The organism is Bacillus sp. AFS040349 (genome assembly GCF_002577655.1).
Taxonomy (GTDB): Bacteria; Bacillota; Bacilli; order Bacillales; family Bacillaceae; genus Metabacillus.
On sequence record NZ_NUMC01000142.1, the window covers coordinates 1 to 13,829 of the forward strand.

Sequence of the window (13,829 nt, forward strand, 5' to 3'; positions counted from 1 at the left end):
TACCCTTGTATCGGGACTGACGCTTGCTCATAACGCCGAGGTTTGTCCCGATTCTCCTTGTATCGAGACAGAAGCGTACTCCTACCACCAAGTTATGTCCCGATTCCACTTGAATCGGGACATAACTTTGCTCATAACACCGGTTGTGTCCCGATTCCACTTGGATCGAGACTAAAATTTGCTCCTACTATTTCACACACCAACCTGCTATGAACACAATATGATGGACCGCCGTTAAAATCTAAAAAGTGGATCTACTTCACATAATTACAAAGCTTACCAATCTTCTCTACCTCCACAGTCACTACATCTCCTGATTTCATAGGACAACTCCCTGATGGAGAGCCTGTAGCTAAAACATCACCTGGCTCTAATGTCATGACCTGTGAAATCCAGCTAATAAGAAATGGTATGGAGAATGACATTTGATTTGTGTTGCCATTTTGTACAACCTGATCGTTTAATGTTGTAACGATTTGCAAATTAGTTGGATCTAAACCTGTCACAATCCACGGACCTAAAGGGCCAAATGTATCAAAGCCTTTTGCACGTGTAAATTGCGGATCTGTTTTTGTAAGATCTCTTGCGGTAACATCATTAAAAATAGTACAGCCGAAAACATAATCCAATGCTTCTTCTTCTTTTATGTTTTTCCCACGTTTTCCAATGATAAGAGCAACTTCGCCTTCCAGTTCTACTTGTTTTGTTAATTTGTTAGAAGGAAGTATGATATCTCCGCCGTTAGGAATTAAGGAAGACGCAGGTTTTAAGAACAAAAAAGGTTCTTTGAGGTTAGCTTGTCCTCCAGTTTCTTTTGCATGTTCTGTATATGTCCAGCCGAAATTAACCACTTTTTGTGGTACAACCGGCTCTAAAATTTTCACATCACCAATGTTAAGTCTTACACCATCAAATGTTATTTCATCATTTATTATTTCAGTGAATGAATTAGTTAATTGTAAGATCTCTCCATCTTCAATGATCCCATAATATACCTTCTCATCAGGACTAAGATAACGTACGATTGTTTGTGTTTTTTGCCCTAGCTTCATTCTTGTACCAGCTCCAGTTGTAAAATGTACTTGCTAAACTAAATTAGTTCTATATCTCTTGTTAGAAGAAATTTGTCAAAAATCTGAATAAGCTTATTATGTAATGATATTCTCTGAATAACTCTATGTACAATGTATTATTCAATAAAAAAGAGTATTAATCCTTTCTTGGATTAATACTCTTTTATTTACTCCACCGAGCTTATTAGTATATTATTCAGTCTCCGCTTCAGTAATACTATCCTGTTCAGTAATAACCGGATTTCTATTAATATAATCATACTGTGAACGATCAACAGGGACAAAACCTTCAGGAGTGTAGAAGCGTAAAAGATCACCTTCTACAACTTTATCAGAATAACCTAGTTTCGTTTCAATGATTTCCTTCAGTTGTTTTGCTTCTTCAGTTGCTTCAATCTCAGTACCAGTAGTTGAGTCATAATATTTACCACCAGTGTAAGTGATTTCTGGACCTACGAAATCTCCATTTCTAAATGGTACAAGCTCATCATGGTCTTTTGATAATAAGTCAGTACCAAATTGCATATATGGTTTTGATTCAATTCCCAGTAAGTGCATTAAAGTTGGAAGTAAGTCTATTTGACCGCCATATTGATGCATTGTACCGCCTTCTGTACCAGGTACATGAATTAATAAAGGTACCCGTTGCAGTCCAGTACTTTCAAATGGTGTAATTTCTTTATTTAATACTTTTGACATCGCATCATTATGATTTTCTGAAATACCATAATGATCACCGTACATGATAACAACAGTGTTGTCATATAGACCAGATTCCTTCAAATAATCAAAGAACTCTTTTAAAGCCTCATCAGCATAACGTGCTGTCTGGAAATACTGGTCAACAGACGCATCACCAGTTGTATGCTGTTCAATTGTTGCTAGTTCTTGATTCATCTTATAAGGGAAATGGTGAGTTACTGTTATAAACTTTGTATAAAATGGCTGTGGCAATGATTCAAGCAAAGGCTGTGATTGTTTTAAAAACGGCTTATCCATTAATCCATACTCTGCAAGATCCTCTGAATTCAATGAATAATAACTTGAATCAAAGAATTTGTCATAGCCGAATGATTTATAAATTTCATCACGATTCCAGAACGATCCTTTATTTCCGTGGAACACAGCTGATGTGTAACCATGCTGACCTAAAATAGCAGGAGCAGCTTGATACGTGTTCATGCCTTTTAATGAAAATGCAGATCCTTGTGGTAATCCGAACAAGGAATTTTCTAACATAAATTCAGCATCAGCTGTTTTCCCTTGAGCTGTTTGATGAAAGAAATTATCAAAATACAGGATATTTTCACTTCTAGTTAAAGAGTTCAGGAATGGAGTTACTTCTTCACCATGAAGCTTATAATCAATTAAGAAATTCTGAATTGATTCAAGGTGGAAGTAAACAACGTTCATTCCTTTTGCAGCACCGAAATATTCTGGGTTAGGAGCTGCGTAATTTGTGCTTTTATAATTCAGTACTTCAGTAACATCATCTGAATCTGCCATCGCACGCTTTGCTGATACATTGGCACTGAGTACAGCATCATAAATTGTATAGTTATACATCCCAAGATATTTAACAATGTAGTTACGATCGAACGTTCTTGTTAATAATTGCGGACGATCTTTTTCAGCTAATCCAAGGTTAACTGAAATGATTAAGATGGCTGCTATAAATACAGTTGCCACACTTCTGCGTTTTATATTTACAGCGGTAATCCCCTTCTTTTTACCATATAATCCTAGGGCTAGAACAATTAGTGTGTCCAAGAATAATAAGATATCATAAGGCTTTAAAAGTGAGGATACACTACCACTAACATCACCAAAATTTTGCGTCTGCGTTAATGTTGGAATTGTAATAAAGTCACTAAAGAATCGATAATACACAACATTAGCAAATAACAAAAAGCTCAAAATAAAATCAAAAACAACGAGCCATAAAAATTTTCTTTTCGTTGACAATAGAGATAAACCTAAGAATAAAAGGACTGAGCCTAGTGGATTTAAAAATAAAAGAAACTCTTGCAAACTATTATCTAAGCCTAATTTAAATTCTGTTTGTTGTACTATATATGTTTTAATCCATAATAAGACAACAGCTAAAAAGAAAAGACTCAGATGACTTTTTTGAATTTTATTAAACATCTTTACTTTCACCTCACGGTTGTCTACTTTTCTTAAAATAAATGTTTTTGGGTTTGCTTAACATTCAACTATTCTATAAAACATTGTAAAGAAAGTAAAGTAACTTTGGATTTATTGTAAACCAAATTCGTCTATTTTTTCACAAAGATGTAACTTCCATTATTAGAATGACCAATGAAACTGAAATAAGCAGTACATATTATAGGTATCTTTTGGCATAACAAAAGTAAAAAAGGTTGGAGGTAGTAAAAGTGAAAGTTCTATCAATGATTCAGCCTTGGGCTAGTCTTTTTACTCTCGGAGAGATCCAATATGAAACAAGGTCATGGAACACGAAATATCGTGGTCCCCTAGCCATTCATACAAGCAAAAAAATAGATAAAACAGCAACTAACCAAGATACAATTAGGACATTGCTGAGTAAGCATGGATTAACAAATGATCTTCTTCCAACTGGCTCAATTATTGCTGTCTGTATGCTTGAAAATTGTATAAAAGTAACTGAAAATAATCAGTCTTGGGCCATTTTAGAAGATGGGACAATTGTATCAGGCAATGACTATTTATTAGGCGATTATAGAGAGGGAAATTATGCTTGGATTGTTCAGAATATAAAAATGTTGGACCAATCTATCCCAGCTAAAGGACAGCTTGGATTATGGGAATATGATATAAAATAAAACATGATGACGATATTTTCTTACATGAATGTCGTTTTCTTCTATAATAATTCTTTTTTTTGAAGTTAGAGGAAATTAATTTCTATTATTCAGTCATATAGTAATTTACAATTTTAGTATTTATTTGTAAAATAATATTTCGATACCATTTATTTTTAATTAAAGGAGTTATACTGTTGAATAGTTCAATCTCTAGATACTCTAATGAAAAAACTGAATTAATTAATAGAATTAGCTCCCACAAAAATGAACTAATTGCTATAGGTTTAGCCAAAGGCTTAAATCATCCTTTAACTATTTCTCAGAGTCAAAAGCTTGATAAATTGATCCTTCAATATCAAAAATTAATGGGTATTGATAATGAAACAAGCGACCAATAGCTCTTAAATATACCCTCATTACGTATCGCCACTTTTCTTAAATTCTACATTTGAAATACAAAAATATTTTTTTCTACATTAAATACATATTTATTTTTGCATTTCCTCATTTAACATATTCAAAGTCAACCATATCTAAAAATAATCTTATTTTATAATTATTATAAAATAAGTTTCATTCAAAAGTAATTTATGATAAAATTTTAAAGCAAGTACTATCATGCATAATATGATGTAACAACCTATATAGTTGGTAATAAAAGAAATACTTTTTTGTGACTAATTTTTTTAGATATTGGAGGTTTTATATATATGAATGAAGCGATTGGATTAGTGGCAATTAGAGAAGTAACGAGAGACGAGTTTCTTGTCTTGGCTCAAGATGGGGCTCGTGAGTTGTTTGGACTAGAACAATATAAAGTCTTTGATGGAAAGAAAGGTGCAGAGCAATTTCATTTTGTCTATGACATGGGAACACACCGTTGTTACTTAATAGACAAAGATACGTGCTATGAATTGGTCACATCCTTCTATTGTGGTGAAAGTAAACCATCAATCATTGAAAACTTAAAAAACATAGCTCTATCAATTAAATAATGGAACAATCTAGTTTGAAACAAAGGGGGACTCACAAATGAGTTCCTCTTTTTTGTTGTGGAAAAATCACACATATATTTCTACCCAAAATGGACTATTACTATTATAACTGGTATTAATTTACGATTGCTCACTTTTTATAGCTGCTTGATCCTTATTTAGTATAAAAATTTACTCCAAACAAAAAATAACAATATGTTGGTGATCAGGAGGAAAATATGAGCAATATGAAAAAGAAGAAACAAACATCTATTCTTTTAGTTTTTCTTATAAGTACAATGATTTTAACACTTCAGGAAAGCAATACTAATGCCTTTACAAATCAAGCAATTCAGCGGGGAGCAGTGGGCGATGATGTTATTGAATTGCAATCTCGTCTAAAATATATTGGATTTTACAAAGGAGAAATTGATGGTGCTTTTGGTTGGGGAACCTACTGGGCGCTTCGAAATTTTCAGTCTGAATTCGGACTCAATGTTGATGGGATAGCAGGTTTGAAAACGAGGCAAAAACTTGTTAAAGTAACAAAATATGATTACTCTAAAGGAGCAGGACAAGGACAAGCTCAAAAATCAACAGCTATAAATGTACCATCAGGATATTCCCAAAATGATATTCAACTTATGGCAAACGCTGTTCATGGAGAAGCACGCGGAGAACCATATATTGGACAAGTTGCGGTGGCAGCTGTTATTTTAAACCGTGTTGAGAGCCAGACATTTCCTAATACTGTTTCAGGTGTCATCTTTGAACCGTTAGCTTTTACCGCCGTAGCTGATGGGCAGATTTGGCTAACTCCTAATGAAACATCAAAAAAAGCTGTACTTGATGCCATTAACGGTTGGGATCCTACAGGAAATGCGGTTTATTATTTTAATCCTGATACAGCAACAAGTAGCTGGATTTGGGGTAGGCCACAAATAAAACGAATTGGGAAACATATTTTCTGTAAATAATCCGCAGATAATGGTTACATATACTTTCTTTGCAAACTTTATTTATTTTTCTCAAACACAAAATAGGCTGATTCAGTTTGAATCAGCCTATTTGAGTGAATGAATTGTTATTTAGTTCGATTCAACAGTTAATATAGTCTCAGCTATATTAACTGAATGATCCGCAATTCTTTCTAAGTTGCTTATTATATCAACGAACACTATTCCGGCATCACCAGAGCATTGTCTTTCGTTTAATCTCATGATGTGTTTTTTTCTAAGAACTCTCTCCATCTTGTCTATCTCATTTTCACGAGATAACACCTCTTTAGCTTTTTCTACATCATTTTCAAAGAAGGCAGAATAAGCCGTTTTTAATGTAGTTAACGTGAATTCATACATTTCCTTTAATTCATTTGTTGCATCGTTAGATAGGTTAACTTTTTTGTTAATTTTAAAATCAACAAGTTCAACGATGTTTTCCATGTGATCACCAATGCGTTCCATATCTCTAATAGAATCGGCTATGTTTGAAAACTCATCTCTTTCTTTTACTGAAAGTGGTTTTGCTGATATTTCAAGTAAATAATTTGTGATTTTTTTATCTAGATTGTTGATTCCTGTTTCATATTGAAGTGCATTCTCAGCATGTTTTTTCTCGCCTAGATTTAAATATTGAAATGCCTCATTAAGACCATCGACTGTAAATTCTCCCATTCTTTTCAGCTCTTCTTTAGCTTGTCCTAAAGCGATTGATGGTGAATGCTCAATCAATGTTGGGTTTAAATGTTGCGGCTTCGTATCAATATATTTATCTTCACCAGGAATTAGTTTTGTCACTAACCATGCTAAAGCAAAAATGAATGGAAACTGAATAATGGTATTCGTAATATTAAATGTCCCATGAGCAAAAGCAATTGTCATCGCTGGATTTAAACTTAATGTATCTTGTAAATAAGTAATTAAATATGTGAAAGGAATTAATAGAATTAAAAAGATTACAGTTCCTATCAGGTTGAATAAAACGTGCACAAATGCAGCTCTTCTCGCAGCAATTGAAGCCCCAAGAGATGCAAGTACTGCTGTGATCGTAGTCCCAATATTATCTCCAAATAAAACAGGTAAAGCAGCATTTAAACTAATTGCATCCTGTGAGAATAATTCCTGTAAAATACCGATTGTTGCACTTGAACTTTGAACAATAACCGTAAAGATGGTACCAACTAAAACACCTAAAATTGGATTACTAGCCATACTTACTGTTAAATCATGAAAAGCTTCTAGTGACCTTAATGGTTTCATGCCTCCACTCATCAATTCTAAACCAAAGAAGAGTGATCCAAAGCCAAAAGCAACTTGTCCAAATGAAGTGATTGCCTTCTTTTTAAAGAAGAAAATACAAAACGCACCAAGCGCAATGATAGGCAAAGCATAGGCGCCAACATCTATACCGATGATAAAGGCTGTTACAGTCGTCCCGATATTTGCCCCCATTATGACACCTATTGCTTGTCTTAATGTCATAAATCCAGCACTTACTAGTCCAACCGTTAAAGCCGTTGTTCCAGAACTAGATTGGATTAAAACTGTTACAAGTAAACCAGCTAACACACCCATAAAAGGGTTTGTCGTGAAACGGTCAAGTATATCTTTTAAACGATCTCCTGCAGCTGACTGCAAGCCGTCTCCCATGTATTTTATTCCGAAAAGGAAAATTCCAAGTCCTCCTAAAAACTGAAAGAGCATTTCCTGATAGTTAATCTCCAATGTGATGTCACTCCTAAATAGTAAATATTAATAAAAATACTCATATATAGTAACAATGTAAATATGAGTTGAAAACAACTTAACATTAAATTTACAATATATTAATTAAATCTTTACATTAAATTTACAAAAGACTTATTAAGTAATAGCATCTCTTCTTACTATTTCCAAATATTTTAAAAAATTCCATATTATCTTGACTTTTCAACCACTTATATCTTAACTTTCTCTTAGAATAGAAATACGTTCAAATGAAAAAGAAGCACCCAAAATATGAGTGCTTCCTTCTTAAACTGATATTATTATTACTTTACCTATTTATTCTTTTAAATCTTCAATTGAATCAATGTCCATATATGCTGGTACAACTAGTCCTAGCTTCGTTCCAGTAAGGTTTGCACCTAGGTCTTCAAACTTCCCTTCGTATTCAGCATAATAATCAGCGTGTGTTGTTGGTAGCCATGCACCTACCATTGCATCACCGCTTCCGTCAGCAATACCAGCCCACATTGGACCTGCATCAACCTGAACTAAATCTACTTCGTATCCAACACTTTCAAGCACATTCTCTACAACATGTGAGCTTGCAATTACATCATCCCATGCTACATAAAGAAGCTTTAACTCTTCACCGTCAACCTCGTTAACACCTTCCGTCCAAGAGCTAACTAATTCTTCATTTTCACTTACCCACTGTGCTGCTGCTTCAGCAGGCTCATTGCCTTCTTGAATTAAATTCATCACTGTTTCGATATGTTCTGGTTCCCAGTTAAATTGATCAAGAAGCCTATAAGCGTCAGGTTGGTCTTCTTTTAATCCTAAACGAACAATTGTGTTAACATCTTCTGCTCCACCATAGATTCCCTTTGGATCTTCAAGGTATTTTAAGTCATAGCTTGCAAATTTCCAGTGTGGGCTCCAGCCTGTAACGATAATTGGCTCCTCATTATCGTATGCTTTTTTCAAAGCTGCAGTCATAGCCGCACCTGAACCTTCTACTACTTCCCAATCATCTAGGCCGTATTCAGGTAATACTTCATTAATAGTCAATTTCATTAGTCCAGCACCTGGATCGATACCCACAATTTCATAGTCTACTTGTTCCCCTACAGATGCTGTTGAACCTTCTGACTCTGATGATTCTGATCCACTTGTTTCATTTCCTCCACACGCTGCTAAACCTAATGTTAGTGTTAATGCTGAAGTGACTCCTAGTAATTTTTTAAGCATTAAATTGTTCCCCCTTCTTTTTTCTTTCCTATATTTTGAGTGATGCGGTCTAGCAAAATAGCAATAACAACTATTGCCAAACCAGCTTCAAACCCTACACCTGTTTTTATTTGAGTAACAGCACGATAAACCTCTGTACCAAGCCCAGGAGCTCCAACCATGGATGCGATCACAACCATTGATAAAGCTAACATGATACTTTGGTTAATTCCTGCCATGATTGTTGGCATAGCCAATGGCAGTTGCACTTTTAATAGTCTTTGCTTCGTTGTAGAACCAAAGGCTTCTGTTGCCTCAATTAAATCTGCTGGTACCTGTTTGATTCCGAGTACTGTTAAACGGATGGTTGGTGGCATCGCAAAAATGACAGATGCTACAACTCCTGGTACTACTCCTATACTGAAGAAAAAGATGGCTGGTAGTAAGTAAACGAATGCCGGCATTGTTTGCATTAAATCAAGGACCGGTGTAACAAATTGTCTTACTCTTTCACTTTGTGATGCCCATATACCAACTGGAATTCCAATCACAACCGAAATCAACACTGCCGTCAAAACAAGAGCGAGTGTTTCTAACATTTCTTCCCAATAACCTAAATTGTCAATAAGAAATAAGCCTAATAATGCAAATAGTGCAATTCTTATATTACAAACCTTCCAAGCTAGTAAACTTAAAAGAATAATTAATATAATAGAAGGGATAAAGCCTAAACCAGCAACAATTCCTTCAACAAAAAAGTCCACTCCAGTAGAAATACCATCAAATAAACCACCAAAGGTATTGGTCATCCAATCAACTAAAGCATCAATCCAATCAGCTAAGGGGAGCTTCGGTAACATTCCTTCCACCTTACATCACCTCCTTAGCATGGGGTGCTTCAGGTTCGGCAACCTCATTGATATATTGTTCGTTACCCGTAAGTGCGCCAATTACAGCACCCTTAATCAAGATTCCCTTTAAGCGATTTTTTTCATCTGTAACCGCAACGGGAATACTTGCAGAAGACACTTTTTCAAATAAATCAATTAATAACGTTTCCGCTCCAACAACTGTTATATCTTTTTCTATGAAAGATTCTAATGACTGATTTTGTTCAGCAGCTTTTGATGCATCTTTTGCCGTAATCACACCAAGAAGCTTCTGTTGTTTATCTACAACATATATAGATGAAATACCTAAAGTCTTCATTAATTTAAGGGCTACACGTGGACCCTTATCAATTTGAACAGTTTCCGCCCGCTTCATAACATGTTGTGCTGTTAGTACCTTAGAAAGATCAACGTCTTCTACGAATCTTTCAACATATTCATTAGAAGGACTCATTAAGATTTCTTCAGGTGTTCCTATCTGTACGATGTTACCATCCTTCATAAGGGCAATTCTGTCTCCGATACGAAGGGCCTCATCTAAATCATGGGTAATAAAGACGATCGTCTTTTCCATATTAGATTGTAACTCTAGCAACTCATCCTGCATGTCTTTTCGAATCAATGGATCCAATGCGCTAAAAGCTTCATCCATTAAAAGCACATCAGGATCATTTGCCAGTGCTCTCGCCAGTCCAACACGTTGCTGCATTCCACCACTTAGCTGACTAGGGTATTGATTTTCATAGCCCTTTAATCCAACTAATTCAAGTGCCTCTAAGGCTTTTTTACTTCTTTCTTCCTTAACTACACCTTGAATTTCTAATCCATATTCCGTGTTCTCAAGGACTGTTTTATGTGGAAATAAAGCAAACTTTTGAAAAACCATACTTATTTTCTTTCTTCGTACTTCTCTTAGTTCTTCCTTATTCATTTTGACAACATCTTTTCCGTCAATTTGAACTTGCCCTAATGTTGGTTCAATCAGACGATTAAGCAATCGAACTAATGTAGATTTACCACTTCCGGACAAACCCATAATCACGAAGATTTCACCTGACTTAACTTCAAAGGATGCTCGGTTAACCCCAACTGTTGAGCCTGTTTCCTTTAAAATTTGTTCCTTTGATTTTCCTTCTTTTACTAATTGCAAAGCCTTTTTTGAAGATTTTCCAAAGATCTTAGTAACCTCATTAACCTTAATCTTTATATGATTTTCTTCCATTCTTTCACCTCTTTTTATCTGTCTCTTTAGGACTTCTTAATTATAAACAGATAATTCAATATAGTTCAAACAGTGTATATTATGTTTATTGTATGTATAGTACGTACAGAAATAACTGTACGTACTATACATAAGGATTACTTATAAATACTCCTAAATACTCGCTATTCTTCTGTAAAGGAGTCCTTTACATTTAATTTATAAATGGGTAGTGTAGAATTAAAATAAAGATAAAAACATTTTAGGATGTGAATTTATTTGAAAGACAACGAAACATTAGACAGAACCAGAAATGTGGTTATAGATGCAATTGCTCAAAATATGAACCTTTATGGTCTCACTCCCTCTGCTGGACGGTTATACGGACTCCTATTTTTTTCTGATAAACCGCTTACACTTGATGATATGAAAGAAGAGCTTGGAATGAGTAAAACAAGTATGAGTAATTCGGTTAGAAGCTTACTTGATTTAAATATGGTGGAAAAGGTTTGGATAAAAGGTGAAAGAAAAGATTTGTACACAATCAAAGAAGATTGGTATCAATGCTTTTTTGACTTTTTCTCGATTAAATGGAGGACAGCCATTACCACGAATAGCAGTGCGATGGAAAAATCAATAGCACATTTGCAAGAGCTCGTTGATAATCCGGATACATCCGAAGAAATTCGAGAGCATGCCCAAAAAGATATCAAAAAGCTCGAGGAGAGAATGGAATATTACGAATGGCAAAACAGACTCATTGACAGTTTTGAGACAAAGGAAATTCTAGATTTTATTCCTATAAAAAAGGACAAGGAGTAAAACTAATCACCTGCTATGCATACTTCATAAGGACAATATGCAACTTCAAAATATCATCATACAAAAAAGTTATTATATATATGAAAGAAAAAACATCAACTTCTCCAAGAATTGATGTTTTTTCTTATTATTAACATGAAATCAGGTCATTTTAAATGCACTACTGAGAAAAATTCAGACCGTTTTATGTTAATTATAAATTTATCTGCGATTTTGAAGGGTTTATCTGCGATTCTGAACACTTTATCCGCGATTTTAGAGTTTTATCTGCGATTATTTCATTTCATCCGCGATTCTGCAAAATTCTACACATTTCGCAATACCATTATGTAGGTTCGATTATTTATATTATAAACTTTATTTCTTGCTTTACTCAGCATTTCGTTTTAAAGGTAATAAACCTAAAACCCATACATAATTTCTATCCTTATCGCAAAGGATAAATAGTGATATTCCCTTGAATATCATTATCCTAACACGAGGTGATAAAATAATGAGCTACAAAGATCAATTAGATCAACAATCTCAGTTATTTCACCATAGATGGACAAGTCGTAAGCATTTAAATTCTCAAGTAAATGGTGAAACTCAAGTAACACAAAATACCATTAGAGCAAGAGGAAATGCAAAGGCACATCGCATGTTTTAGGATAAATGACAATCTACTATAGGGATATTTAAAGGGCCTATGCTACTCGGCATAGGCCTTTTCTTATACAACTGTTATTTGAAAAAACTGTGATAAGTGCCCCTTATGCGCTTCATGCATCTCATCCAAGATTAGTTTCCCCACTTTATCAGATGGAACAAGGGGATATACTGTCATGGCCAGTAAAGCAGTATCTTAATTACCTGTAACTACTGCCTAAGCTGCTACTCGTTCAAATGATTTAATTTGCTGGACTGAGATTTTTACTGCTAATAGCTCATTATTTAGTACTCAGAGCTATTTTTCATCCACGAATGTCACAAATTACTTACTCTGCTGCTTCTGCATAAACACCGACAACTTTATAGCTGTCTGCATACTCACTGATCGAGTATGTTTCTAAATTCCATGATCCACCGGGCTTTAAGTCATAAATATATTCAATTTGACTGTCCACGATTGATCCCTTTTTATCATAAAATTGTACATCAATACTTATGTAACGGTATTCCTTATCCGAATTATTTATTATTTCCCCTTTAACTGTCGTTTCATATTCATTCTGCTCAAGCTCTAGATTGGATAAATCGATTTGATAGGTTTTTTCTCCTTCTTCTTTAGACAGAGCATTTGTTATCACTTCATCATATACCTCAACTACCTGAAACTGTGGTCCAACTAGATAACCTGTTAAAACAGCAATACCAATAAAAAGTAATAAACGAATAAAACCAAACTTCTTTTTCGGGGCCCTACGTTTTATTTTCTAACGTTTTATTAAAGCCAATAATACCATCTAAAATCTCTTTAAATGAATCTGCATCATCGGGTGGTAAATCAGTGATTTCAATTTTTGATCCAGAAAAAAACAATTCCATTGCCACATAATAACTAACCTGTTTTACATGAAAATAGTCCAGCTTTTCATATGCGACCTCCAATACTTTTGATTGGTTAATTTCATTATAATAAACAAACAACACTCTATAGTCTGTTGCAAAAAATAGACCCTTATATCCCTCAATCTCGCCGGTTGTAACATTCATTATCATTTCATCTTCATGTAAAATATGTTGTAATTCTTCGACTTCACGATAGGAAAGGTATTCATTTGCCTTTGAAAATTGTTGAATTTCTTCTCTTATATGTTCAATGCTTTTCATTGAACATAGCCCCCTTTATTTTCTTATTGTAAAAAATTAGTCTATTAATCTTTATTTTATCTAAATGTCCGCATGTTTGTACTGAGTCTAATATCATATTATTTTTGTACGCCTAAAAGAGATCCTTTTTATTATATTCAGGTTTTGGTATGAAATGTTGATTCGAAAGCATACTATTTTCTTTAGAAAACAGGGCAACCCACAAGCAATTACAATGCTATCAACTATACGAAAAAAGCCACCCATGAAATGGAGGCCACTGAAAATCTGACGATTTTAAAGATTATTCATGTGAGTTTAAAAAGAGCCGACTTT

14 protein-coding genes and 1 pseudogene are annotated in these 13,829 nt (G+C 34.3%); 6 read left to right on the forward strand and 9 right to left on the reverse strand.

The features are described from left to right. Positions 1–254: 254 nt before the first annotated feature. Positions 255–1,052, reverse strand: coding sequence for a fumarylacetoacetate hydrolase family protein (locus COD11_RS23605; RefSeq protein WP_098799356.1), 798 nt, complete (start codon positions 1,050–1,052; stop codon positions 255–257). Between the two features lie 213 nt (positions 1,053–1,265). Continuing rightward, positions 1,266–3,221 (reverse strand): lipoteichoic acid synthase, encoded by a 1,956-nt coding sequence (ltaS, locus tag COD11_RS23610; protein ID WP_098799357.1) that lies wholly within the window; start codon positions 3,219–3,221, stop codon positions 1,266–1,268. 251 nt (positions 3,222–3,472) lie between these two features. On the opposite strand from ltaS, the gene COD11_RS23615 reads away from it, so the two are divergent. The 4 genes from COD11_RS23615 to sleB all read left to right on the forward strand — a co-directional run bounded on the left by COD11_RS23615 (position 3,473) and on the right by sleB (position 5,834). Continuing rightward, positions 3,473–3,901, forward strand: a complete 429-nt coding sequence (locus COD11_RS23615; RefSeq protein WP_098799358.1) for an ASCH domain-containing protein — start codon at positions 3,473–3,475, stop codon at positions 3,899–3,901. Between the two features lie 176 nt (positions 3,902–4,077). Next, on the forward strand, positions 4,078–4,281 hold the full coding sequence (locus COD11_RS23620) for a Spo0E family sporulation regulatory protein-aspartic acid phosphatase (protein WP_442920016.1): 204 nt from the start codon (positions 4,078–4,080) through the stop codon (positions 4,279–4,281). A 312-nt stretch (positions 4,282–4,593) separates the two neighbouring features. Then, the gene (locus tag COD11_RS23625) at positions 4,594–4,878 is read left to right on the forward strand and encodes a hypothetical protein (protein WP_098799360.1); all 285 of its coding nucleotides are present in this window, start codon (positions 4,594–4,596) and stop codon (positions 4,876–4,878) included. Between the two features lie 227 nt (positions 4,879–5,105). Further along, entirely contained in the window at positions 5,106–5,834 is a 729-nt protein-coding gene (gene sleB, locus COD11_RS23630) for a spore cortex-lytic enzyme (RefSeq protein ID WP_098799367.1), read from the forward strand. Between the two features lie 111 nt (positions 5,835–5,945). On the opposite strand, the gene COD11_RS23635 is transcribed toward sleB, so the two are convergent. From COD11_RS23635 to proV, 4 genes are all read right to left on the reverse strand, one after another. Next, the gene (locus COD11_RS23635) at positions 5,946–7,580 is read right to left on the reverse strand and encodes a Na/Pi cotransporter family protein (protein WP_098799361.1); all 1,635 of its coding nucleotides are present in this window, start codon (positions 7,578–7,580) and stop codon (positions 5,946–5,948) included. A gap of 318 nt (positions 7,581–7,898) precedes the next feature. Next, positions 7,899–8,810: a glycine betaine ABC transporter substrate-binding protein gene (locus COD11_RS23640; RefSeq protein WP_098799362.1), complete on the reverse strand. Its 912-nt coding sequence runs from the start codon at positions 8,808–8,810 to the stop codon at positions 7,899–7,901. After that, the gene (locus COD11_RS23645) at positions 8,810–9,649 is read right to left on the reverse strand and encodes an ABC transporter permease (protein WP_098799368.1); all 840 of its coding nucleotides are present in this window, start codon (positions 9,647–9,649) and stop codon (positions 8,810–8,812) included. The genes COD11_RS23640 and COD11_RS23645 overlap by 1 nt, the downstream gene beginning before the upstream one ends. Before the next feature lie 10 nt (positions 9,650–9,659). Next, positions 9,660–10,901 carry a glycine betaine/L-proline ABC transporter ATP-binding protein ProV gene (proV, locus tag COD11_RS23650; RefSeq protein ID WP_098799363.1) on the reverse strand — a complete coding sequence of 414 codons (1,242 nt, stop codon included), beginning with the start codon at positions 10,899–10,901 and terminating at the stop codon, positions 9,660–9,662. Between the two features lie 258 nt (positions 10,902–11,159). Between proV and COD11_RS23655 the strand changes: the two genes are divergently transcribed. Beyond that, on the forward strand, positions 11,160–11,702 hold the full coding sequence (locus COD11_RS23655) for a GbsR/MarR family transcriptional regulator (protein WP_176551223.1): 543 nt from the start codon (positions 11,160–11,162) through the stop codon (positions 11,700–11,702). Between the two features lie 493 nt (positions 11,703–12,195). Next, positions 12,196–12,351, forward strand: coding sequence for a YpzG family protein (locus tag COD11_RS23660; protein ID WP_098799364.1), 156 nt, complete (start codon positions 12,196–12,198; stop codon positions 12,349–12,351). Positions 12,352–12,414: 63 nt separating this feature from the next. Here COD11_RS23660 and COD11_RS27290 read toward each other — a convergent pair. The 3 genes and pseudogenes from COD11_RS27290 to COD11_RS23675 form a co-directional block, all read right to left on the reverse strand. Beyond that, positions 12,415–12,612 (reverse strand): annotated as a pseudogene (locus tag COD11_RS27290) (6-phospho-beta-glucosidase); the annotation flags it as partial. A 67-nt stretch (positions 12,613–12,679) separates the two neighbouring features. Continuing rightward, complete coding sequence (locus COD11_RS23670; protein ID WP_098799365.1) at positions 12,680–12,991, reverse strand: FxLYD domain-containing protein; 312 nt, start codon at positions 12,989–12,991, stop codon at positions 12,680–12,682. A 112-nt stretch (positions 12,992–13,103) separates the two neighbouring features. Beyond that, positions 13,104–13,514 (reverse strand): PH domain-containing protein, encoded by a 411-nt coding sequence (locus COD11_RS23675; RefSeq protein ID WP_098799366.1) that lies wholly within the window; start codon positions 13,512–13,514, stop codon positions 13,104–13,106. Positions 13,515–13,829 lie beyond the last annotated feature (315 nt).